Below are 22,681 nucleotides of genomic sequence, written 5' to 3'. Positions count from 1 at the left end.
GGCCTAGGCTGGCATCCATTTTTGCCGATGGCCGCTTTTTCCTCGATGACTCGCCGCTTTCCGAACCTCCACCTCGGCGCCTGGACCCTGATCTCGTTCGCACTGCTGCTGCTCTGGGACGCCAGCGGCGCCGACCTGCCGCTGGCGCGCTGGATGGGCACGCCGATGGGTTTTCCGCTGCGCGAGAACCCGTTCCTGGTCCAGGTGATGCACACCGGCGCCAAGAACCTGAGCTGGGCGCTGCTGGTCGCGCTGTTCCTCGCGATCCGCTGGCCCGTGGGCTTCCTGCGGCGCCTCGACCGTGCCAGCCGGGCGCAGCTCGCGCTGACGGTGCTGGCCTCGGTGCTCGCTGTCAGCCTGTTCAAGCATGCGAGCCATACGAGCTGCCCCTGGGACCTGCAGGAGTTCGGCGGCATGGCGCACTACGTCTCGCACTGGTCCTGGGGCGTGCGCGACGGCGGCCCGGGCGGCTGCTTCCCCGCCGGCCACGCCTCCACCGCCTTCGCCTACCTGGGGGGCTACTTCGTGCTGCGGCGCGTCTCCCCTCGAATCGCCTCGACATGGCTGGCCGTCGCGCTGATCGGCGGCCTGCTGCTCGGCGTGACGCAGCAGTTGCGCGGCGCCCACTACATGAGCCATACCCTCTGGAGCGGCTGGGTCTGCTGGACCGTGGGCCTCGCCATCGACACCATGGTCCGTCGCGCCCGCCGCTCCGCGGACGTTGTTGCATTGCAGCAGGCCTGAACGCCGTCTGAACTTCGAGTTCAGGCTCCTTTCAGGCCCGCTTCCTATATTTGTCGCATGTCTGTCACGCGCATAGAGCCCGCGCCGCTCCGGTCCGGCATCCCATCGATCTCCGAACCCTCGCCGGGCCCCGCGCCCGCATCCTCGTGGGAGACGGTGCGGCAATGGCTGGAGCGGCCGCGATCGGCCCGGCAACTGGTGCTGTGGCTGGCCCTGTACCTGGGCGTGGCCGCCAACTGGCCGCTGTGGAACGAGCTGGCCCGTATCGGCGGCGCCCCCAGCACCTACCTGCCGACCATCGCCGCGATGAGCCTGCTGAGCTTCTGCGGCACGGTGGCCATGCTCTCGTTCACCGCCTGGTCGCGCTGGATGAAGCCCCTGTGGTTCGCGGTGGCCGTGCTGGCGGCGCTGGTGCAGCACTACATGCTCGAGTACCGCGTGGTCATGGATCCGACCATGATCGCCAACGTGCTGCAGACCGATCCCAACGAGGCGCGCGACCTGCTGAGCTGGCGCATGGGCTTCAACCTGCTGGTGGTGGTCGCGCCGGTCGGCGTCGTGCTGTGGTTCGCGCGCATCGTGCCGATGCGCTGGCTGTCGCAGCTCTGGCGCAACGCCGTGCTGCTGCTGCTCATGGTGGTCGTCGCGCTGGTCGCGGCCGTCGCCATGAACCGGCAGCTGGCGCCGCTGATGCGCAACAACGTGCACCTGCGCTACATGATGAACCCGATCGCCAGCCTCTATTCGACCGGCGCGGTGTTCATCAAGCCGCTGTTCAAGCGCAGCGGCAAGCTGATCCCGATCACCGCGGGCACCACGCTGGGCGCGAGCTACGCGGCCCAGCAGAAGCCGCCGCTGTTCGTGGTGGTGGTGGGCGAGACCGCGCGCGCCGATCACTTCGGCCTCAACGGCTATGCGCGCGACACCACGCCCGAGCTCGCGAAGCGCGGCGTGCTGAGCTACCGCGAGGTCTATTCCTGCGGCACCAACACGCTGGCCTCGGTGCCCTGCATGTTCTCGCCGCTGGGCAAGCAGGGCTACGAATCGCGCAAGGACGACTACGAGAACCTGGTCGACGTGCTGCAGGCCGCCGGGCTGGCCGTGTTCTGGCTCGACAACCAGGCCGGCTGCAAGGGCGTCTGTGCCCGCATTCCCAATGCCTCGGCCTTCGACAACCTGCCGCCCGCCACCAAGAGCGCGCTGTGCGACGGCGAGGAGTGCCTCGACGACGTGATGCTCGAGGGCCTCGATGCGCGCATCGCCGCGCTGCCGGCCGAGCGCCGCGCCAAGGGCGTCGTGCTGGTGATGCACCAGATGGGCAGCCACGGGCCCGCCTACTACAAGCGCTCGGGCGCCGACATGAAGCGCTTCCAGCCCGAGTGCAAGACCAATGCGCTCGCCGAGTGCGGCCACACCGAACTGATGAACGTCTACGACAACTCGATCGCGCAGACCGATCGCTTCCTCGGCCGCACCATCGACTGGCTCAAGGGCCAGTCGAAGCAGTACGACCCGGGCCTGCTCTACGTGAGCGACCACGGCGAATCGCTGGGCGAATTCGGCCTGTTCCTGCACGGCGTGCCCTACAGCTTCGCGCCCGAAGCGCAGAAGCATGTGCCGATGGTCACCTGGTTCAGCGAGGGGCTCGATGCGCGGCGCCAGCTCTCGCGTTCGTGCATGGAAGCCGGGCTCGACACGCCGTTGACGCACGACAACCTCTACCACACGGTGCTCGGTGTGATGGACGTGAATACGCCGACCTACAAGCCGGGGCTCGACATGCTGGCGTCGTGCCGCGGCAAGAAGGGGTAACGGATTCGGGATCGGACCTTCGATCCCGATCTACTTTTTCTCGCGCGGCAGTCGCCCCATCAGGAAGAACTCGGGATTCGGCTGCATGCCGCTGAAGCTCGCGAGCCGGTTGCTCAGGCCGAAGAAAGCGGTGATCGACGCGATGTCCCAGATGTCCTCGTCGTCGAAGCCGTGCGCGTGCAGCGGCGCGAAGTCGCTGTCGTCGATCTCGTGCGAGTGTTCGCAGACCTTCATCGCGAAGTCGAGCATCGCGCGCTGGCGCGGCGTGATGTCGGCCTTGCGGTAGTTCACGGCCACCTGGTCGGCCACCAGCGGCTTCTTCTCGTAGATGCGCAGCAGCGCGCCGTGCGCCACCACGCAGTAGAGGCACTGGTTGGCCGCGCTGGTGGTGGTCACGATCATCTCGCGGTCGCCCTTGGTCAGCGAGCCTTCCTCCTTGAGCATCAGCGCGTCGTGGTAGGCGAAGAAGGCGCGCCATTCGGCGGGCCGGCGCGCGAGCGCGAGGAACACGTTGGGCACGAAGCCGGCCTTTTCCTGCACCGCGAGGATGGCGGTGCGGATGTCCTCGGGCAGGTTCTCGAGTTCGGCGAGGGGGTAGCGGGTGGTCATGGTGTCTCCGGGTGGTTCTGCGCGCCATCATAGGCACGCCGGCCCGGTGGCTACGCGCCTGGCAGCGCCTGCGACCCACCACCCGCCTCCAGCACCGCCAGATCGCTCTCGTCCTTGAGCCCCACGCCGCTGAGCCCGCGCCGCAGCGCCTCGCGCATCAGCCAGGTCAGCTTGAAGGCGGCGAGCTCGTACGACAGGCCTTCGGGCCGCACGTTCGAGATGCAGTTGCGCTCGGCATCGTGGCGGCCCTTGCGCGGCGCGTGGGTCAGGTAGATGCCGAGGCTGTCGGGCGAGCTGAGGCCGGGCCGTTCGCCGATCAGCATCACGGAGAGCGTGGCGCCGAACAGCTCGGCTGCCTCGTCGGCGAGCGCGACGCGCGCCTGGGTCGCGATGACGACGGGGGCGAAGCGGGTATCGGGCGGCAGGTGAGGGCGCAGCGCCGCGAGCAGCGGCGCCGCGTGGCGCGCGACCGCGAGCGAGGACAGGCCGTCGCCGATCACGATGCAGACGTCGACCGGCGCATTCGCGCCGGCGCGCAGCCGGTCCGCGTCGCCGGCATCGAGCTGCCGTCCCAGGTCCGGCCGCCGCAGGTAGGTGGCGCGGTCCTCGGCGCGGCTGCGGGCACGCACGGTCCGCCAGCCGTCGTGCCGCAGCGCGGCTTCGAGCGCATCGACGTCGAGCGCCGCATGGATCGCGTCGCGCGCCATCGCATGGGCCCAGCCGAAGCGCAGGGTCTCGTCGGTCGGCATGCCGGCGCCGGCGCGCCCGAGCGCGAGCCGTGCGGGCGTGGCCGAGCGCCACTGGCCCCAGGGGTTGGGCGTGACAGCGTCGCTCATGAAGACAGCGCCGACAGGGCCCCCATGCCGGCCAGCAGCCGGTTGGAGGAGGGCGGCGCGATCCGCCCCGCCGCATCGGTGATCTGCATGCGCTGCAGCCAGGCCTCGAACTCGGGCGCGCGCTTCAGGCCCAGGGTCTGGCGCAGGAACAGCGCGTCGTGGAAGGAGGTGCTCTGGTAGTTGAGCATCACGTCGTCGGCGCCCGGAATGCCCATGATGAAGTTGATGCCCGCGGTGCCCAGCAGCACCAGCAGGTTGTCCATGTCGTCCTGGTCGGCCTCGGCGTGGTTGGTGTAGCAGATGTCGCAGCCGATAGGCAGGCCCATGAGCTTGCCGCAGAAGTGGTCCTCGAGGCCGGCGCGGATGATCTGCTTGCCGTCGTACAGGTACTCGGGGCCGATGAAGCCGACCACGGTGTTGATGAGCAGCGGCTTGTAGCGGCGCGCCAGCGCATAGGCGCGCACCTCGCAGGTCTGCTGGTCGACGCCGAAGTTGGCATTGGCCGACAGCGCGCTGCCCTGGCCGGTCTCGAAGTACATGAGGTTGTCGCCGATGGTGCCGCGCTGGAGCGACTGCGCGGCGTCGTGGGCCTCGGCCAGCAGCTCGGGCGTGACGCCGAACGAGAGGTTGGCCTTCTCGGTGCCCGCGATCGACTGGAACACGAGGTCGACCGGCGCGCCGGCCTCGGCCAGGCGCAGCGTGTTGGTGACATGCGTGAGCACGCAGCTCTGGGTGGGAATCTCGAAGCGCTGGATCAGCTCGTCGAGCATGTGCAGGAGGCGGCCGAGCACCGGCAGGCTGTCGGACACCGGGTTCAGGCCGATCACCGCGTCGCCCGCGCCGTAGAGCAGGCCGTCGAGCGTGGAGGCGGCCACGCCGCGCAGGTCGTCGGTGGGATGGTTGGGCTGCAGCCGCACCGCGAGGTGGCCGGGCAGGCCGATGGTGTCGCGAAAGCGCGTGACCACGTTGCACTTCTTCGCGATCGAGACCAGGTCCTGGTTGCGCATGAGCTTCGACACCGCCGCCACCATCTCGGGCGTGAGGCCCGGCGCGAGGGCCGTGAGCGCCGCGGTGTCCGCCTGCTCCGACAGCAGCCAGTTGCGGAAGTCGCCGACCGTGAGGTGCGAGACCGGCGCGAAGGCCTGCGCATCGTGCCCGTCGATGATCAGCCGCGTGATGTTGTCGCTCTCGTAGGGGATCAGCGCCTCGTTGAGGAACTGCGCGAGCGGCGTGTCGGCCAGCACATGGCGTGCGGCCATGCGCTGCTGCGCGGTGGCCGCGCCGATGCCCGCGAGGTAGTCGCCCGAGCGCGCGGGACTGGCCGCGGCCATGACCTGGCGCAGGTCGTCGAAGGAAAAGCCCTGGCCGGCGATGGTGGTGCGGTAGCGCATCGTTCGATCAGGCGGCGGGCGTGGAGGCCGGCGCCGACAGCATCTCGTCGGGCGCGGCCGCGCGGCGCTGCGCCGAGGTCGCGAGGAAGTAGCCGTAGGCCAGCGCCATCAGCACGAGGAACAGCAGGGTGAGCATCGGGTTGAACCACACCATCGCGCCGAGGCACACCAGGCCCAGGCCCAGCGCGATGGCGGGAAACACCGGGTAGAAGGGCGCGCGATAGCTGCGCGGCAGCGCGGGCTCGGTGCGGCGCAGCCTGAACAGCGCGGCCATCGAGACCAGGTACATCACGATCGCGCCGAGCACGGCCATGGTCACGATGTTGGCCGTGAGCGTCTGGCCGCCGAACTGCACCCATTCGTCGCTGAAGATCGCCACCACGCCGACGACGCCGCCGGCCAGCAGCGAGCGGTGCGGCGTGTCGAAGCGCGGGCTCAGGCCCGCGAAGTAGCGCGGCAGGTAACCGGCGCGCGCCAGCGCGAAGATCTGGCGCGAGTAGCCCATGATGATCCCGTGGAAGGAGGCGATCAGCCCGAACAGGCCGATCCACACCAGCATGTGCAGCCAGCCGCTGTTGTCGCCCACCACGGCCTTCATGGCCTGCGGCAGCGGGTCGTTGATGTTGGCGAGCTTGCGCCAGTCGCCCACGCCGCCCGCGAAGATCATCACGCCGAAGGCCAGCACCACCAGCGTGACGATGCCGGTGGTGTAGGCGATCGGGATCGTGCGGTGCGGATCGCGCGCTTCCTCGGCCGCCATGGCCGCGCCCTCGATCGCGAGGAAGAACCAGATCGCGAACGGGATCGAGGCGAAGATGCCCGCGATGGCCGCGCCGTTCAGCACGCTGCCGCCGGCCCAGCCGTTGGCCACGAAGTTGGCCATCGACCAGCCCGGCGTGACCACGCCCATGAACACCAAGAGCTCGAAGATCGCGAGCACGGTGACGAACAGCTCGAAGGCCGCGGCGATGCCGATGCCGATCCAGTTGAGGCCGATGAAGATCACGTAGGCGCCGAGCGCGAACCACTTCGGATTGATGCCCGGGAACTGCACGTTGAGGTAGGCGCCGATCGCCAGCGCGATGGCCGGCGGCGCGAACACGAACTCGATCAGCGTGGCGAAGCCGGCCACGAAGCCGCCATGCGGGCCGAAGGCGCGGCGCGCGTAGGCGAAAGGACCGCCGGCATGCGGGATGGCGGTCGAGAGTTCGGTGAAGCTGAAGATGAAGGTGGTGTACATCGTCGCCACCAGCACCGTGGCGACCAGGAAGCCCAGCGTGCCGGCGGTGTTCCAGCCGTAGCTCCAACCAAAGTATTCGCCCGAGATCACGAGGCCGACCGCGATGCCCCACAATTGCAGCGGGCCGAGCACTTTCTTCAGGTGGCCGGTGCCGCCGTGGGCGGGCATCGCCGAACTCGCTTCGGTGGAAGGCATGGGAGTTCCTCTCTCGGGGGATGTTGACAGTACCCCCGCCGCGAAGCAAGGGCCGTTCCACCGGGGGCGCTGGCGCTTCATGCGCGCTGGCCATAATCGGCCCTTTCCCACCATTCCCTCGAGGTATCCCGTGAAGTCCCTGTTCTGTGCCGCTCTCGTGTCCTTCTGCGCCGTGTCCGCCGCGTGGGCCCAGTCCGCGCCCGTCACCACGGCCAGCGGCCTGATCTACCAGTCGCTCAAGGAAGGCACGGGCGCCTCGCCGGCCGCGACCGACGTGGTCAAGGTGCACTATCGCGGCACCTTCCCCGATTCGGGCAAGGAGTTCGACAGCTCCTACAAGCGCAACGAGCCCACCGAGTTCCCGCTCAACGGCGTGATCCCGTGCTGGACCGAGGGCGTGCAGAAGATGAAGCCGGGCGGCAAGGCCAAGCTGACATGTCCGCCGTCGATCGCCTACGGTTCGCGCGGCGCGGGCGGCGTGATTCCGCCCAACGCCACGCTGAACTTCGAGATCGAACTGATCTCGGTGACCAAGCGCTGAGCTTCAGATCTGCGCCATGCCGCCATCGACGAAGAGTTCGGTGGCATTGACGAAGCTGCTGTCGTCCGAGGCCAGGAACACCACGGCCTTGGCGATCTCGTCGGGCGTGCCGACGCGGCCCAGCGGAATGGCCTGGGCCTGCGATTCGATGAAGCCCTCGACCTGCTCGGGCGTGAGGCCCAGCAGCTCGTAGGCCGGGGTCGGCACCACGCCCGGGCTGACCGCGTTGACGCGGATGCCGGCGTCCTTCAGGTCCACGGCCCAGCTGCGCGCGAAGCTGCGCACCGCGGCCTTGGTCGCGCTGTAGACGCTGAAGGCCGGCATGCCCTTGATGCTGGTGATCGAGGCGTTCAGCACGATCGACGAGCCCTTGGGCATCAGCGGCAGCGCCTTCTGCACGGTGAACAGCAGGCCGCGCACGTTGATGCCGAAGGTCTTGTCGAAGTGCTCCTCGGTGATCTGGCCCAGCGGCAGCAGGCTGCCGCCGCCCGCGTTGGCGAACAGCACGTCGAGCCGGCCCTTCTGCGCGCGGATGGTGTCGTAGAGGCGGTCGAGGTCGTCGAGCTTCGAGACGTCGCCGAGCACGCCCGTGACGTTGCGGCCGATGGCTTTCACGGCCGCGTCGAGCTCGGCCTGGCGGCGGCCGGTGACGAAGACGTGGGCGCCTTCGGCCACGAGGCGTTGCGCGGTGGCCAGGCCGATGCCGCTGGTGCCGCCGGTGACGAGGGCGATCTTTCCATCGAGCTTGAGCGAAGAGGTGGACATGACTTCTTTCCTTGGGTGATGCCGCGACGCGGCGTTGACAACGCAAGGAAGTTTGGGTGCCACCCCCGCGCGGACCAAGATGCCGCGCGTCACTTGTTTATTCACGAATCGCCAACAATCGGCCGATGGGCCCCGAGCGCTGCCACGCGTGCCGCCGATCGAAGGCGGATGGCCTCAGCCCGGCTGGTACTGGTACAGCCAGGTCTCGGTCAGCGTCTGGTCGCCGTTCTTCAGGTACAGCCGCATGTCGACCGGCTCGTTGCCCTCGGCCGTGAAGTCGAACTGCGCGCGCCAGTGGCCGGTGACGCCGTTGGGCACGGCCTCCGCGAAGATGTAGGAGAACTTGCCGCGCGAGGCCGTGAGCACCAGCTCGGGCTTGACGCCGAACGGGATGTTGGCGAGCGGCGCGCCGATGAACTCGACCATGAACTTGCGCACGCCCGGCGGCCGCGGCTGGCCCGGCTGGCCGCCGCGCCCGATGCGCGTCGCCACGCAGCGCGCCAGCGGCGAGGGATAGGGCTCCTGGTCGGTCCAGTGCAGGCGGTACTTGAGGTTGTAGCTGGCGCCGGCCTTGGCATCGGCCTTGGGCACCCAGAAGGCCACGATGTTGTCGTGGATCTCGTCGTCGGTCGGGATCTCGATCAGCTGCACCGAGCCCTCGCCCCAGTTGCCCAGCGGCTCGACCCACAGGCTCGGGCGCTTCTCGTAGTAGACGCCATCCTGGTAGTGATCGAAGGAACGGTCGCGCTGCAGCAGGCCGAAGCCCTTGGGCGCGGTGTCGGCGAAGGCCGAGGCGCGCGTCTGCGTCGGGTTGTTGAGCGGGCGCCAGATGCGCTCGCCCGCGCCGTTCCAGATCGCGAGGCCGTCGGAGTCGTGCACCTCGGGGCGCCAGTCGATCGCGGTGGGCTTGGCGGTCTCGGAATACCAGTACATCGAGGTCAGCGGCACCAGGCCCAGGCGCGCCACGTCGCGGCGCAGGAACAGGCGCGAGTCGATGTCCATGATCACGGCCTTGCCGCGCTGCATCACGAACTTGAACACGCCGGTGACGCTCGGTCCCTCGAGCAGCGCATAGACCGTCATCGAAGTCGTGTTGCCGGGCGCGGGCGTCTCGAAATAGAAGCGCGTGAAGGCCGGGAATTCCTCGGGCCGGTCGGGCACGGCCACCTCGAGCGCGATGCCGCGCGCCGACAGGCCGTACTGGTAGAGCTCGCCGATCGCGCGGAAGTAGGAGGCGCCGAGGAAGGCGACCCAGTCGTTCTTCTGCCAGTCGAGCTTGGCCTGGTCGCCCAGGCGGCTTTCCTGCAGGCGGAAGCCCGCGAAGCCGGCGCCTTCGGGCAGCGCGCGCGCGGGGCTGTCGGCGGGCATCGAGAAGTACGACGGGCTGTAGAGCACCTCGCGCGCGAAGCCGTCGCCGTCGGAGCTCTCGAGCACGTGCATGCGCACCGGCGTCTGGAAGAAGCGGCCGAGGTGGAAGAAGGTGACGGGGAAGGCGCCCGGACCGTCGCGGAACAGGGCGTTGGCCGGGTCGAACTTGAGCTTGCCGTGCGCGTCGTAGTCGATCTTGTCGAGCACCTGCGGCGCGAGCGGCGCCGGCGCGGCATAAGGCCGGCCGGCGAGGGATTTGGCCTCCGCGATCAGGTTGTCGAACGAGAAGGGCCGGGGCTGGCTCAGCTGCAGCCCGTTGGCGGCCAGCGCTTCGGCGGGCAGCCCGAGGGCGGCGAGGGCGGCGGCGGCGCTGCCGGCGGCAAGGAAGGATCGGCGATCAAGCATTGTTTTCTTGAGGGTTGCGATGGCTTTGGCGAGTTCGGGCGAACTCCGGGGAGTGGACGAAGGAGAGCAGGCGCCGGCGCGACGGCCGGGCGATCCTAATGCAGCGCGAAACTCCTCCGTCGTGAAGGCACCGGCCTGTGCCGGGAAGCGCAGGTTCGGTGGGCGGGACGAGACTGGAGCTTGCCCGCGCGGCGGCCCGCGGCGCGTCAGCCATTCCGCGCAAACGCCGCCGGACAAGGCCGGCGATGCGACGAAATTGTGCGTTTGTGTATCGGGCCGCGCTCAGCCCGCCGCATGCAGCGCATACACCGCGTACATCGGCACACCGAAGACGGCGCCGATCGCACGCGACAGCATTCCGTGCGGAAAGCCATAGCCGGTCATCACCTCATGGATGCCCGCGAGCCGCAGCCGCGGATGCGCGCGCGCCAGCTCGGCCGGCCGGCGCAGGCCCCAGCGGAACTGCGCGCCCGTGAGCCGCACCGAGGGATGCCGGTGCGCGCGGCCGGTGGCGAGCCAGCACATGGCATCGAAGGCCAGCACCGACCCCGCGGGCGCGCGCTCGCCGAAGGTCGCGAACACCGCCTCGACCTGCGCGGGCTCGAGGTACATCAGCACGCCTTCCGAGAACAGGAACACCGGCGGCCCGTCGCGCGCGGGCAGGCCGAGACCGTCCCACCAGTCGGGGGCCGTGAGGTCGAGCGGCCGCACCTCGTGGCGCGGCTCGTCGTCGGCCAGCAGCGCGCGGCGCACCGCGAGCACTTCGGGCAGGTCGGCATCGGTCATGTGCGCCTTGCCGTCGTCGAGCCATTGGAAGTAGTGGCTCAGGCCGCAGCCGAGGTTGACCACATGGCCGCCGGCATGCGCCTGCAGGAAGTCGCGCGCGAGCGCGCGGAAGCAGCGCGTGCGCGCCAGCACGCCATAGACCGTGGCGCGGTCGCGCGGCAGCGGCGGGGCCTGGTCCTCGAGCGTGGCCAGCAGGCGCGCCGCGCTCGCGTCGCCGATCGCCAGGCGCGGAAACATCGCATCGCCGAAGGCGCGCGCGGCCAGCGGGATGCGCAATGTGGAGGGCACGGCCGAGAGGCCGGAAGCGGGCAGGGCGGCGTCGGAGGGCATGCGGGGACCGGAAGTGAGGGCAAGGGCGAAGTCTCTCGCCTGATGAAGGGACGGGCAAGGGCGCACGCTGTTCAGTCGCGGCGGAGATCGGCCCTTCGCCGTATCCATACATGCACAGTGATGAATCGCATACGAATAGAGCTATTGGATTCGAATGAATTCGCTATGTAAGAATAAACATATCGAAAAACATGGAGACGAGGTGGATATGAAACATTGGTCCGCGGGCGTGATGTCCGGTCTGGTGGCGGTCGTGGTCGCCGGCTGCGGCGGTGGTGGCGATGGCGCGGTGTTCCTGCCGACCGTGCCGCCTCCCGCGCCCGCGCCGGCACCGCCATCTCCCCCTCCGCCGCCGCCGCCCGCGCCGCCGGCGCCCACGGTCAAGCTCGAGGGCGCCATCGACCGTCCCGCCGACTACGCCGAGGCCGACCTCGCCGCGCGCGCCGCCCTCACGCAGACGGTGAACTTCAACAGCGGCAGCACGCCGCAGACCCGCACCTACACCGGCACCAGCCTATGGTCGCTGCTGTCCGACGCGGGCCTCCAGGTCGACGCCACGCGCAAGAACGACCTGTTGAGCCGCCACGTGCTGGCCACCGGCGCCGACGGCTACCGCGTGGTGTTCGCGCTCGGCGAGCTGAGCCCCGACTTCGGCAACAAGCCGGCGATCGTGGCCTATGCCGAAACCACCGGCGCCGGCTCGGGGCCGCTGGCCGCGGCCGACGGGCCGTTCCGCGTCACCGCGCCGGGCGACATCAAGGGCGGGCGCTACGTCTCGCAACTCGTGCGGCTGCGGGTGCAGCCCTCGGCCGCCACCGCCGCCGGCACGGGCGGCGGGGTGTCCGCGAGCTTCGCGGTGTCGGGCGCGGTCACCACGCCGCTGAGCTTCGACCTCAAGGCGCTGCAGGCGATGGTGCCGGTCACCCAGACCGTGGGCGCCAACGTCTACACCGGCGTCAGCCTCTGGACGCTGCTCAACAGCCTGGGCCTGCGCCTGCCCGCGGGCAAGAACCCCAGCCTGTCGATGTATGCCGTGGCCACCGGCAGCGACGGCTACCGCGCCGCGGTCTCGCTCGGCGAGATCGATCCGGGCTTCGGCAACAAGGGCGCGCTCGTCGCCTACGACATGAACGGCGCGGGGCTCGGCGCGAACGGCGTCGCGCGCCTCGTGGTGCCGGGCGAGGTCAAGCAGGGTCGCTCGGTGTCGAACCTGGTCGCGATCGAGGTGTTCGCGGCGGACACGCCCTGAGCGGCCGCCGCGCGCGCGCCGGCCTCAGCGGGGCTGGCCGCGCGCGTCGACATAGGCCCAGGCCTCGAGGCCCGAAGCGAGCCGCACCCGCTCGCGCCGGTAATCCTCGACCTCGTAGGCATCCGACAGCGCGAGCTCGGCCGGCGTGATCGCGAACACCGCGCCGTCGACGCCGTCCTCGGCGCGGCCCGTGGGCACCACGATCGGATGATGGCTCTTGCCGCTGGTCGCGACCACGGCCGGATCGCGGATCGCGAGCCGCTCCAGGCGGTAGCCGGGCAACTGGTCGAGCCGGCCGGCCAGCAGCCGGCCGAAGGTGGCCATCTGCACCGATTGCAGTTGCAGCGTGCCGTACGAGAACAGCTGCTCCGTGGCTGCCCCGCCCGCGGCCGGCCGTGCCGCGTCGTCGGCGATCAGCAGGTCTTCGTAGAAGGCGCCGAAGGGCAGCGCGGGATGCGCGATCTGGATCTCGAGGATCCACAACCCGGTCGCGGGACAGAGGCCGAAATCGCCGAGCCGCCCGGCCTGGTAGATCGCATGCGGGAAGTCGCAGACGCGATGGCCCTTGATGTCGAGATTGAGGCGCCAGCCCATGGCCTGCGCGCGCTCGGCGGCGAAGGCATAGAGCGCCTGGCCGCTGAGCCGGTCGGCGCGCCAGCGCGCGGCGACCTCGTGCCACAGCGTGCGCGCGGCCTCGGCGCAGGCCGCCATCCGCGCGTCGTCGCCGACCACGAAGCTGTCGCCCGCGTCGCCCTCGTGGCCGTCCCAGACCGGACCGATGTCGATGAAGAAGATGTCGCGCTCGCCGAGCACGCGCGCCGGATCCGATTCCTCGCGGAAGGTCTTGAGCGTGTCCTCGCCGAAGCGCACGATGACCGGATGCCAGTTGCGCTCGATCTCCAGCTTCTGCAGGGTGGCGGTGGCGAGATCGCAGGCCTGCCGCTGCGTCATGCCCGGCCGCACGGCCGAGGCGATGCGGCGCACCGCGAGCTGCGACAGCGCGCGTGCGCGCTGCATGGCGGCCAGCGAGAACTTCGTGCCAGTGGCTTCGGTGCGGCTTGTCGGGAGGGTGCTCATCGTGACGGGTCGGAGTGGGTGAGGTCGGGGGAGGGCGTGGGCACGGTTGGCGGCGTCCAGGCCGACCAGACCTCGCCCGGCAGCGCGTGATCGCGCGCGGGCGGTGCCTCGGCCACGCTGCCGATGCTCACGAAGCCCGCGAGGAATTCCTCGGGACGCACGCCGAGTTCGGTGGCCAGCACCGGATCGAAGCAGCGCTCGCCGCTCAGCACGATCGCGCCGAAGCCCAGCTGGTGCGCGGCATTCAGCAGGTTGCCGAGCGCGGCGCCGGCGGCCAGCCACTGCTCGCGCGCCGGCACCCTGCTGCGCGCGCGCGGCACGACCACGAAGGCCAGCAGCGCGGGCGGGCGCGTCGCATGTTCGCGCGCGCGGCGCCGGTCGGAGGCCGAGGCCAGCGGATCGCGGCGCAGCTTCTCGGCCTCGAAGCGCTCGGCCAGCGCGGCGCGCTGCGCCTCGCGGAACTCGATCACGCGCCAGGGATGCAGGCCGCCATGGTCGGGCGCGCGCAATGCCGCCTGCAGCATCGCGTCGATGTGCTCGGCCGTGGGCGCGGGCGGGCGCAGCCGCTTGGGCGAGACCGAGCGGCGCTCGAGCAGCGGCGCCAGCGCGGCCTCGGTGCGCGAGGCCTGGAGTTCTTGCCGCAGGGCCTCGCTCTGCGCGAGAAAGCCGCGCGCCCAGGCCAGCACCTGCTCGCCCTGCGGCGTGAAGCCCTCGAAGCGCTGGCTGCGCTCGACGGACGGCTCGGAGGTGCGCAGCAAGGCATGGCCGTACTCGGCCTCGAGCGCCTGGAGGGCCTGCGCGAACTCGGCCGGCGACATGCGGCTGGCCTGGGCCGCGCGGCCCAGGTGGCGCTCGTCGGCGAGCGCGAGCAGGCCGTGGAGAGGGGTGGTGCTGATCATGGGGAACACGGAAGCGTGGAGGGGGCAGCGGATGGACAGCGAGCGATACGCTATATTTTAAAAAACATAACGAAAGGCGTGGCGCGCGCGGGGAATCTACCTGCCGCCGTTCAGTCCGCCGGCCGCCGGCCGCGCTCGCGCGCCAGGTGCCGGTAGACCGTGCTGCGGTGGATGCCGAGCCGGCGCGAGGCCTCGGCCACGTCGTGCCCGCAGTCCTGCAGCGCCTGCGCGATCGCCTGGCGCGTGATGGTCACGAGCGGCGGTGGGCTGCCGAAGGCGGGGCTCGCACCGTCCCGGACGGAGGCGGCCGCCGTCGCGGGCGTCGCGGGCATCGCGCGCAGGCTCGCCGGCAGCGCATCGACCCCGACCGCGTCGCCGGGCTCGGCCAGCGCGACCATCGAGCGCAGCACGCTGCGCAGTTCGCGCACGTTGCCGGGCCAGGGGCAGGCCGCGAGCGCCTCGAGCGCCTCGTCCTCCAGCCGCAGCTCGCGCGCGGCGCCGCCCGATTCGAGGAACAGCCGCGCGATCAGCGCATGCCGGTCGGCGCGCTCGCGCAGCGGCGGCAGCGCCACGGTGAAGCCGGCCACGCGGTACATCAGGTCGGCGCGAAAGCGCCCGGCCGCCACCAGCGCCGGCAGGTCGCCGTGCGTGGCGCAGGCCAGGTCGAAATCCACCGCCACGCCCTGGCCGCCGCCGAGCGGGCGCACCGTGCGCTCCTCGAGCACGCGCAACAGCCGCGTCTGCAGTGCCAGCGGCATCTCCGCGATCTCGTCGAGGAACAGCATGCCGCCATGCGCCTCGCGGATGCGGCCCGGCGCGCCGCGGCGGCGGGCGCCCGTGAAGGCGCCGTCCTCGTAGCCGAACAGCTCGGCCTCGATCAGGGTCTCCGGCAGCGAGGCGCAGTCGACCGCGACGAAGGGCCCCGCGCTGCGCCGGCTCGCGGCATGCAGCCGGCGCGCGAACACCTCCTTGCCACTGCCGGTCTCGCCGTTCACCAGCACCGGCACGCCCTGGTTCAGCACCCGTACCGCGCGCTCGAGCAGCGGCTGCACCTCGTCGGGCGGCGGCGCGGCGGCCGAATCCTCGGGCGTCCATTGGCGCCGCGCGCCGCGCGACAGCGTTTCGCCGGGCCGGGCCGAGCGTTCGAGCACGGTCGCGATCTGGCGGCCGCCCGGCAGCGTGAGCAGGCTGCGGCGGCGCTCCATGCGTGCCCAGTCGCGGCCGAGGAAGGCGGCGGCATCGAGGTCGAGCAGCTCCTGCCACGAGCGCCCGAACAGCTCGAGGGCCACGTGGTTGGCCGCGACGATGCGGCCGTCGGCGATCACCATCAGGCCTTCGCGCGCGGTGCCGATCAGCGAGGGCCGCGGATGGAAGCGCAGCAGGTGGCCGCTGGCCTCGCTGAGCATCATGCGGTGGCCGACCTGCTGCGCCGCCATGCGCACCAGCCCGAGCGCATGGCTGTTGACGCGCACCGTCTCGCCCGAGATGTCGAGCGCGCCCGCGACCTCGCCGCGGCCGGTGAAGATCGGCGCCGCCGCGCAGCCCAGCGTGCCGTTGCGCGCCAGGTAGTGCTCGCCGCCGAGCACCATCAGCGCCTCGCGCTCGGCCAGCGCGGTGCCGATGGCGTTGGTGCCGCGCTGGTGCTCCGACCAGCCGGCGCCCGGCCGCAGCGCGAGGCGCTCGGCCTTGGGCAGGAAGTCGGGGCTGCCGATCTCGTCGAGGATCAGGCCGCTGGCGTCCGACAGCACCACCACGCAGCCGTTGCCGGTGGCGTGCTCGGCCAGTCCGTCGAGCTCGGGCTGGGCGCAGTCGAGCAGCCGCATCGCCTGCTCGCGCCGCTCGCGCAGCAGCGCCAGCGCCATCGGCTCGCAGTCGCCGCCGCGCGGATCGACCGGCCGGCTGCGGCGCCACGAACGCGAGATGTGCGGCGCGATCCAGGGCTCCGGGTCGCGGCCCTGCACGAAGAAGAGCTCCCGGGCCTGTTCCACCTGCGACGAGGGCGATTGCGAGTCGGTCATCCACGGCTCCAGTCGGTTCGGGGTGCGCGCCGGTTCGCACCGGTTCGCCTTTCGCGACATGCTAACCGTCGTGTTCGCACGGATATGTCGCAGATTGCGAAAGAAAACCCTTGCGACAGGGCCTTGCCTCGGGCCGGCATGCTGGGGATTTCACCGAGACCGGCGGGTACGGGCCTTGCAGACCTTCGTGCGGGACGCCGCATGTCGCGGCGCCTGCAACACACATGGAGACACGCATGGACATGCTCGAACCGGGCAAATTCGGTACCGCGGTGCCGTTCAAAAAGCGCTATGGCAACTACATCGGCGGCGAATGGGTCGCGCCGGTGGACAACCAGTACTTCGAGAACATCACGCCGGTGACCGGCCAGGTCTTCTGCGAGGTGCCGCGCTCGAGCGCCGCCGACATCGACCGCGCGCTCGACGCCGCGCACAAGGCCAAGGCCGCCTGGGGCCGCACCTCGACCACCGAGCGCGCCAACATCCTCAACCGCATCGCCGACCGCATGCAGGAGAACCTGGCCGTGCTCGCGGCCGCCGAGACCTGGGACAACGGCAAGCCGATCCGCGAGACCACCGCGGCCGATCTGCCGCTGGCGGTCGACCACTTCCGCTACTTCGCCTCCTGCATCCGCTCGCAGGAAGGCGGCATCAGCGAGATCGACCACGAGACCTTCGCCTACCACTTCCACGAGCCGATCGGCGTGGTCGGCCAGATCATCCCGTGGAACTTCCCGATCCTGATGGCGGTGTGGAAGCTCGCGCCCGCGCTCGCGGCCGGCAACTGCGTGGTGATCAAGCCGGCCGAGCAGACGCCGGTGTCGATCCTGGTGCTGATGGAGATCGTCGGCGACCTGCTGCCGCCGGGCGTGGTCAACGTGGTCAACGGCTTCGGCGTGGAAGCCGGCAAGCCGCTGGCCTCGAGCAACCGCATCGGCAAGATCGCCTTCACCGGCGAGACCACCACGGGCCGGCTGATCTCGCAGTACGCGAGCCAGAACCTGATCCCCGTCACGCTCGAGCTCGGCGGCAAGTCGCCCAACATCTTCTTCGAGGACGTGATGGAGAAGGACGACGCCTTCTTCGACAAGGCGCTCGAGGGCTTCGCGATGTTCGCGCTCAACCAGGGCGAGGTCTGCACCTGCCCCTCGCGCGCGCTGATCCAGGAGTCGATCTATGACCGCTTCATGGAGCGCGCGTTGAAGCGCGTGGCCGCGATCCGTCAGGGCAGCCCGCTCGAGATGGAGACCATGATCGGCGCGCAGGCCTCGAGCGAGCAGCTCGAGAAGATCCTCTCGTACCTCGACATCGGCCGACAGGAGGGCGCGCAGGTGCTGATCGGCGGCGAACGCAACGCGCTCGGGGGCGACCTCAAGGACGGCTACTACGTGAAGCCGACCGTGTTCAAGGGCCACAACAAGATGCGCATCTTCCAGGAGGAGATCTTCGGCCCGGTGGTCTCGGTCACCACCTTCAAGGACGAGGAGGAGGCACTGGCGATCGCCAACGACACGCTCTACGGCCTGGGCGCCGGCGTCTGGAGCCGCGACATGAACCGCGCCTTCCGCATGGGCCGCGGCATCCAGGCCGGCCGCGTGTGGACCAACTGCTACCACCACTACCCGGCGCATGCGGCCTTCGGCGGCTACAAGCAGTCGGGCATCGGCCGCGAGAACCACCGCATGATGCTCGACCACTACCAGCAGACCAAGAACCTGCTGGTGAGCTACAGCGAGAACAAGCTCGGCTTCTTCTGATCCCCTGCCGCAAGGCACGCCCCGCGCGGCCCGAGACGGGACGCGCGGGGCGTTCGTGCATCCCCGAAGGAAGGCTTTCCATGACACAAGAAGTCCCGCGCGTGACCGCGACCGACGCGGCGCTGGCGCTGATCGACAGGCTCGCCGCGAAGCACGGTGCGCTGATGTTCCACCAGTCGGGCGGCTGCTGCGACGGCAGCGCGCCCATGTGCTATGCCCAGGGCGAGTTCATCGTCGGCGACTACGACCGGCTGCTGGGCCACATCGGCGGCATGCCGTTCTACATCAGCGGCCCGCAGTTCGAGTACTGGCAGCACACGCAGCTGATCATCGACGTGGTGCCAGGGCGCGGCGGCATGTTCTCGCTCGAGGGGCCCGAGGGCGTGCGCTTCCTGACCCGCTCGCGGCTGTTCACCGACGAGGAATGGGCCGTGCTCGAGGCGCGCGAGCGCGACGGCGTCAAGACCTGAGCCTGCCCGCGCCGCGGCAGCCTTCCGGCGGGCGACAAGCCCGCCGCTTGGCTTTCGTTATGTTGCGTCGTATATTGCGGTGTCGTTTTCGCCAGACCGCGCCTTCGCGCGCCCCGCCGATGCAGCAGCCGCCTTTCCGCCTTCTCGCCGCCGCCGATGCCGCGCTCACGCGCGTCGATCGCGCCGATTCGCCGCTGCGCTATGCCGCCGTGGAATGCTGCGCCACGCCCGAACCCGAGGCGCCGGAGGCCGCCGTGGCCGGCCGTGCGAGGCTGGCGGACCTCGACCACCATCTCCATTGCTCGGTGATCGGCACCTGCCTGAGCACGGCCGAGCTGCGCAAGCTGATGGCGCGCTTCGCCGACGTGAAGGGCGCCAGCGACCTCGACATCCACCACGACGCGGTGCGGCTGACCTCGCACGAGCCGCAGGTCGCGAAGGCGCTGCAGAAGGCGCTCGACCACCGGCATGCGCCGGCGCTGCAGCGCACCGCGAAGCTGGCCGATGCCGAAGCCCTGACCGCCTACTGGGACGAGTCGCTGCACCAGGGCGAGGTGCCCGGCGCCTACTGGGCCGTGCTGACGCACCGCAAGACCACGCCCGCGCTGCGCCAGCGCGTGTTCGGCGACGTCCACATGCTCTCGCACCTGGTCGGCGCGGCCAATCGCGCCGACATCCGCCGGCTGGTGGCGCTGGAGCGCGACAACGCCGAGCTGCGCGAGAAGCTCGACCGCCAGCAGCTGCGCTCGCAGGAACTGGTGGAGGAGCGGGACCGGCAGATCGCGGCGCTGCGGCGCGAGCTGATCGAGGCCACGGCCGCCGCGGCCCCCGACCGGCAGGAGCGGGTGGAGGAGACCGACCGAAGCGAGAAGGCGGCCGCGCTGATCGCGCTGCAGACCGCGCGCCGCGAACGCGCCGAACAGACCGCCGCCGCCGCGCAGGCCGAGGCGGCGCAGCTCGCCGAGACGCTCGAGCATCTGCGCCGCCACACCCAGGCGCTGGGCCGCGAGCTCGGGGCCGCCGAGCTGCAATTGCGGCTCAACGCGGACGATGGCGGGCGCAACGAACAGTCGGCGCAGCTCGACGCGCAGCTGCAGGGTCGCCGCATCCTCTACGTGGGCGGCCGGCCCAGCACCTATCCGGCGATCCGCGACCTCGTGTTGCGCCATGGCGGGGAATTCCGGCGCCACGGCGGCGGCCTCGAGGATCGTGCGGGCCTGCTGGCCGCGGCCGTGTCCTGGGCCCACGTGGTGGTCTTTCCGGTCGACTGCATCGACCACGAATCGGTGGACAACCTCAAGCGGCTGTGCACGCGCCAGCAGGTGCGCTACCTGCCGCTGCGCAGCGCGGGCATCGGCTGCTTCGCCGCGGCCTTCTCGGGGCCGGCGGAAGGCACGCAGGCACAGGGCGAGGGCAGGGAGGACGGGCCGTCCGGCACGTCGCCGATCTGCCCGCGGCACGGCTGAGCCGGGCGCGCGCCTCGCCCCGATGTTCATCCGCCAGCTGAACTACGTCGTCGCGCTCGCGCGCGAACAGCACTTCGGCCGCGCCGCCGCCGCCTGCAACGTCTCGCAGCCCGCGCTCTCGGGCGCCATCCGCAGCATCGAGGAAGAGCTGGGCGTGGTCATCGTGCAGCGCGGCCGGCGCTTCGAGGGCTTCACGGCCGACGGCGAGCGCGTGCTGGCCTGGGCGCGCCGCGTGCTCGCCGACTGCGAGGGCCTGCGGCAGGAGGCGCGCGCCGGCGGCAACGATCCCGTGGGCGTGCTGCGCATGGGCGCGATCCCGGCCGCGCTGCCGCTGGTGCCGCGGCTCACGCAGGACTGCCTGCGCCGGCATCCGCGGCTCAAGCACGAGGTCTACACGCTGTCGGCCGCCGAGATCCTGCGCAAGATCGCCGACTTCGAGCTCGACATCGGCCTGAGCTACCTCGACGACGACCGGCTCGGTGCCTTCCAGACCCTGCCCGTGTTCCGCGAGCGCTATGTGCTGGTGGCGGCCGACGAGGCCATGTTCGAGGGCGCGGCCTCGATGTCGTGGGCCGACGCCGCGAGCCTGCCGCTGTGCCTGTTCACCACCAACATGCAGTGCCGCCGCGGCATGGACGCGGCCTTCGCCGCCGCGGGCGTGAAGGCCGTGCCGCAGGTCGAGACCGATTCGATGACGGTGCTCTACGCGCACGTGCGCCAGGCCGGCCTCTACGGCATCCTGCCGCACAGCGTGCTGTGCCTGGCCGAGGGCGCCGAGCAGCTGCGCTGGCGGCCGATGTCGCCGCAACTGCAGCGCGACATCGGCCTGGTGGTGCTGGCGCAGCAGCCGCATGGAGCGGTGCTCGATGCCGCGCTGCGCAGCTTTCGCGACCTCGACCTGCAGGGGTGGGTCGACGGGTTGCTCGGCGCGCTGCCGGCCTCCTGAAGCGCGCGGCGTACCGGTCCGTGCCGGGCCGAGGGCGGGCACGCTACCATGCCTCGCGCCCCGGCGACGCGCATCGCGGCCGCCCGGGGGCTTTCACACCCAACCAGGAGCATTCATGAAGATCAGCGCACGCAACGTCCTTTCGGGCAAGGTCATTTCCATCGTCCGCGGCCCCGTCAGCACCGAGGTCACGCTCGAGATCGCGCCGGGCATCCAGATCGTCTCGACGATCACCAGCAATTCGGCCGATTCGCTCAAGCTGGCCGAAGGGCAGACGGCCTATGCGGTGATCAAGGCCTCGAGCGTGATGGTCGGCACCGACTGAGGTGCCGCGGCGCACGGCGCGCATCGCTCAGTCGCGCCAGACCATCTCGAAGGTCTCGCACAGCACCGGCATGCGCAGGTCGGGCCTGCGGCCGATGCGCTCGCACTCGCCGCTGAAGTACTGCCAGTGGCCTTCGCGCCAGTAGCGCAGCGAACCGTCGCCCTCGGCCTCGACCGCCGCGAAGTCCGCGCCGACCTCCTCGAAGGGCATCACCACCACCGCGCGCGTCTCGATCACGCACAGCGGCCGGCCGTGCCAGTCGGTCACCACACTGAGATCGCCGGGACGCGGCCGCGGGCGGCCCGTGGCGGCGAAGGACCATTCGAGGCTCGCGGTGCCGCGCTTGCGGCCCTCGAGCACGAGTTGCGCGAGCTCGGTGGCGCCGGCCTCGTTGTCGTCGAAGTGGAAGGCCTCGATGAAACGCCCGGATGCCTCGGCGCCGAGGGCCGCCTCGAAGCGTTGCCAGAAGGGAAGGATCTCGTCGGGAATCGCCATGCGCGTGCCTGCCAAAGGGCGCAGAGCATAGCGAAGAATGAGCGCTGAATGAGGGACGCCGTGGGCGCATCGTGCGATGCGTGGGGCGCGGCGCCCCTCGTTCAGCCCTGGCAGGGTGCCAGGGTCAGGCGCGCACGCCGAGCACCGACAGGATGACGGCGGCCAGCGTCAGCGCGACCGGTGCCTTGTGCACGGCGAGCACATGGGCATGCGCGGCCAGGCGCGATTGCAGAAGGGCCTTTTCGGAATGAAGGGCTGTGGTCATGAGACGACTCCTTGAACAGTGACGCGGACACCGTGTCCGCATGACTGCAACGATAGTCCTGCGACAGCGCCGTGGTTCGTGCCTTTCATCGACACGGCGTTTCCGTTTCGGCAACGATCGCGGGGAACCAATCGCCGGACGCCGCGCTCCGGCAGCCAGAATGCGGGCCGACGACATCGACAGGACACCCGCATGCCCGCCCCCGCCAGACGCCTTTCCGCCACCGCTATCCGTCCCTTCGGCCCCGGCGACGCGGTGCCGTGGACGCTGCTGCTCGCCGCCGACGGGCCGCGGCGCGAGATCCTCGTCTACCTCGGGCGCGGCGAGCTGTGGCTGGCCGAGCGAGCCGGCCGCGTGGTGGGCCAGATGGTGCTGATGCAGACCCGCGTCGGCACCTGGGAGGTGATGAACATCGCGGTGGACGAGGCACTGCGCGGGCAGGGCGTTGGCACGGCGCTGCTGCGCAAGGCGAAGGCGCTGGCCCGCGCGCACGGCGCGCGGCGGCTCGAGGTTGGCACCGGCAACAGCAGCCTGCGCGAGCTGGGCTTCTACCAGCGCTTCGGCTTCCGCCTGTGCGGCATCGACTTCGGCTTCTTCACGCGCCGCTCGGCGCGCGTGCAGAAGCAGGACGGCATCGTGCTGCGCGACATGGTGCGCCTCGCGATCGATCTCTGAGGCCGCCCTTCGGGCAG

At 70.6% G+C, this 22,681-nt stretch carries 22 protein-coding genes; 10 read left to right on the top strand and 12 right to left on the bottom strand.

Annotated features, from left to right (window positions below; translation table 11 throughout):
* Positions 1-45 precede the first annotated feature (45 nt).
* Positions 46-744 (top strand): phosphatase PAP2 family protein, encoded by a 699-nt coding sequence (locus ACODT0_RS24225; RefSeq protein WP_489042493.1) that lies wholly within the window; start codon positions 46-48, stop codon positions 742-744.
* Positions 745-801: 57 nt separating this feature from the next.
* Positions 802-2,556: a phosphoethanolamine transferase gene (locus ACODT0_RS24220; RefSeq protein WP_296737128.1), complete on the top strand. Its 1,755-nt coding sequence runs from the start codon at positions 802-804 to the stop codon at positions 2,554-2,556.
* A gap of 30 nt (positions 2,557-2,586) precedes the next feature.
* Here ACODT0_RS24220 and ACODT0_RS24215 read toward each other — a convergent pair whose 3' ends face one another.
* From ACODT0_RS24215 to eat, 4 genes are read right to left on the bottom strand one after another with little or no spacing between them, the layout of a single operon-like run.
* Positions 2,587-3,165 carry a peroxidase-related enzyme gene (locus ACODT0_RS24215; protein ID WP_489042492.1) on the bottom strand — a complete coding sequence of 193 codons (579 nt, stop codon included), beginning with the start codon at positions 3,163-3,165 and terminating at the stop codon, positions 2,587-2,589.
* 50 nt (positions 3,166-3,215) lie between these two features.
* Positions 3,216-4,001: an ethanolamine ammonia-lyase subunit EutC gene (gene eutC / locus ACODT0_RS24210; protein ID WP_413763087.1), complete on the bottom strand. Its 786-nt coding sequence runs from the start codon at positions 3,999-4,001 to the stop codon at positions 3,216-3,218.
* Positions 3,998-5,392, bottom strand: coding sequence for an ethanolamine ammonia-lyase subunit EutB (locus tag ACODT0_RS24205; RefSeq protein ID WP_489042491.1), 1,395 nt, complete (start codon positions 5,390-5,392; stop codon positions 3,998-4,000). Before ACODT0_RS24205 ends, eutC begins: the two co-directional genes overlap by 4 nt.
* Positions 5,393-5,399: 7 nt before the next feature.
* Positions 5,400-6,827 carry an ethanolamine permease gene (gene eat, locus ACODT0_RS24200; RefSeq protein WP_489042490.1) on the bottom strand — a complete coding sequence of 476 codons (1,428 nt, stop codon included), beginning with the start codon at positions 6,825-6,827 and terminating at the stop codon, positions 5,400-5,402.
* Between the two features lie 130 nt (positions 6,828-6,957).
* On the opposite strand from eat, the gene ACODT0_RS24195 reads away from it, so the two are divergent.
* Entirely contained in the window at positions 6,958-7,368 is a 411-nt protein-coding gene (locus tag ACODT0_RS24195) for an FKBP-type peptidyl-prolyl cis-trans isomerase (RefSeq protein ID WP_057597061.1), read from the top strand.
* A gap of 3 nt (positions 7,369-7,371) precedes the next feature.
* Here the strand turns inward: ACODT0_RS24195 and ACODT0_RS24190 are convergent, their stop codons facing one another.
* The 3 genes from ACODT0_RS24190 to ACODT0_RS24180 all read right to left on the bottom strand — a co-directional run bounded on the left by ACODT0_RS24190 (position 7,372) and on the right by ACODT0_RS24180 (position 11,022).
* Positions 7,372-8,133, bottom strand: a complete 762-nt coding sequence (locus ACODT0_RS24190; RefSeq protein ID WP_422096628.1) for an SDR family NAD(P)-dependent oxidoreductase — start codon at positions 8,131-8,133, stop codon at positions 7,372-7,374.
* Between the two features lie 174 nt (positions 8,134-8,307).
* Positions 8,308-9,906 carry an OpgD/OpgG family glucan biosynthesis protein gene (locus ACODT0_RS24185; RefSeq protein ID WP_422096629.1) on the bottom strand — a complete coding sequence of 533 codons (1,599 nt, stop codon included), beginning with the start codon at positions 9,904-9,906 and terminating at the stop codon, positions 8,308-8,310.
* Positions 9,907-10,188: 282 nt separating this feature from the next.
* Positions 10,189-11,022 carry a class I SAM-dependent methyltransferase gene (locus ACODT0_RS24180; protein WP_489042488.1) on the bottom strand — a complete coding sequence of 278 codons (834 nt, stop codon included), beginning with the start codon at positions 11,020-11,022 and terminating at the stop codon, positions 10,189-10,191.
* A 208-nt stretch (positions 11,023-11,230) separates the two neighbouring features.
* Here ACODT0_RS24180 and ACODT0_RS24175 point away from each other — a divergent pair, with 208 nt between their 5' ends.
* A complete protein-coding gene (locus tag ACODT0_RS24175; RefSeq protein ID WP_489042486.1) occupies positions 11,231-12,271 on the top strand; it encodes a molybdopterin-dependent oxidoreductase in 1,041 nt (346 codons plus the stop codon).
* A gap of 24 nt (positions 12,272-12,295) precedes the next feature.
* Here the strand turns inward: ACODT0_RS24175 and ACODT0_RS24170 are convergent, their stop codons facing one another.
* The 3 genes from ACODT0_RS24170 to ACODT0_RS24160 all read right to left on the bottom strand — a co-directional run bounded on the left by ACODT0_RS24170 (position 12,296) and on the right by ACODT0_RS24160 (position 16,265).
* Entirely contained in the window at positions 12,296-13,348 is a 1,053-nt protein-coding gene (locus tag ACODT0_RS24170) for a M24 family metallopeptidase (RefSeq protein ID WP_365958941.1), read from the bottom strand.
* Positions 13,345-14,247 carry a nitroreductase gene (locus ACODT0_RS24165; RefSeq protein WP_057597440.1) on the bottom strand — a complete coding sequence of 301 codons (903 nt, stop codon included), beginning with the start codon at positions 14,245-14,247 and terminating at the stop codon, positions 13,345-13,347. Before ACODT0_RS24165 ends, ACODT0_RS24170 begins: the two co-directional genes overlap by 4 nt.
* Positions 14,248-14,357: 110 nt before the next feature.
* Positions 14,358-16,265 carry a sigma-54-dependent Fis family transcriptional regulator gene (locus ACODT0_RS24160; RefSeq protein ID WP_489042485.1) on the bottom strand — a complete coding sequence of 636 codons (1,908 nt, stop codon included), beginning with the start codon at positions 16,263-16,265 and terminating at the stop codon, positions 14,358-14,360.
* A gap of 236 nt (positions 16,266-16,501) precedes the next feature.
* Between ACODT0_RS24160 and adh the strand changes: the two genes are divergently transcribed.
* The 5 genes from adh (at position 16,502) to ACODT0_RS24135 (ending at position 21,229) form a co-directional block, all read left to right on the top strand.
* On the top strand, positions 16,502-18,022 hold the full coding sequence (gene adh, locus ACODT0_RS24155; RefSeq protein ID WP_057597438.1) for an aldehyde dehydrogenase: 1,521 nt from the start codon (positions 16,502-16,504) through the stop codon (positions 18,020-18,022).
* A gap of 80 nt (positions 18,023-18,102) precedes the next feature.
* On the top strand, positions 18,103-18,492 hold the full coding sequence (locus tag ACODT0_RS24150; protein WP_057597437.1) for a DUF779 domain-containing protein: 390 nt from the start codon (positions 18,103-18,105) through the stop codon (positions 18,490-18,492).
* A 119-nt stretch (positions 18,493-18,611) separates the two neighbouring features.
* On the top strand, positions 18,612-19,958 hold the full coding sequence (locus ACODT0_RS24145; RefSeq protein WP_489042483.1) for a DUF2325 domain-containing protein: 1,347 nt from the start codon (positions 18,612-18,614) through the stop codon (positions 19,956-19,958).
* Positions 19,959-19,980: 22 nt separating this feature from the next.
* The gene (locus tag ACODT0_RS24140) at positions 19,981-20,904 is read left to right on the top strand and encodes a LysR family transcriptional regulator (protein ID WP_489042482.1); all 924 of its coding nucleotides are present in this window, start codon (positions 19,981-19,983) and stop codon (positions 20,902-20,904) included.
* 115 nt (positions 20,905-21,019) lie between these two features.
* The gene (locus ACODT0_RS24135; protein ID WP_057597434.1) at positions 21,020-21,229 is read left to right on the top strand and encodes a TOBE domain-containing protein; all 210 of its coding nucleotides are present in this window, start codon (positions 21,020-21,022) and stop codon (positions 21,227-21,229) included.
* A 27-nt stretch (positions 21,230-21,256) separates the two neighbouring features.
* Here the strand turns inward: ACODT0_RS24135 and ACODT0_RS24130 are convergent, their stop codons facing one another.
* Complete coding sequence (locus ACODT0_RS24130; RefSeq protein WP_489042481.1) at positions 21,257-21,724, bottom strand: ASCH domain-containing protein; 468 nt, start codon at positions 21,722-21,724, stop codon at positions 21,257-21,259.
* A gap of 124 nt (positions 21,725-21,848) precedes the next feature.
* Positions 21,849-21,989, bottom strand: coding sequence for a hypothetical protein (locus ACODT0_RS24125; RefSeq protein WP_172705439.1), 141 nt, complete (start codon positions 21,987-21,989; stop codon positions 21,849-21,851).
* Positions 21,990-22,181: 192 nt separating this feature from the next.
* On the opposite strand from ACODT0_RS24125, the gene ACODT0_RS24120 reads away from it, so the two are divergent.
* Positions 22,182-22,664 (top strand): GNAT family N-acetyltransferase, encoded by a 483-nt coding sequence (locus tag ACODT0_RS24120; RefSeq protein WP_479670177.1) that lies wholly within the window; start codon positions 22,182-22,184, stop codon positions 22,662-22,664.
* The last annotated feature ends 17 nt before the right edge of the window (positions 22,665-22,681 follow it).

It is taken from the genome of Variovorax sp. FG153, assembly GCF_057809595.1.
The sequence above is the reverse complement of the archived record's forward strand: the minus strand, read 5'-3'. Positions and strand labels throughout refer to the sequence as shown.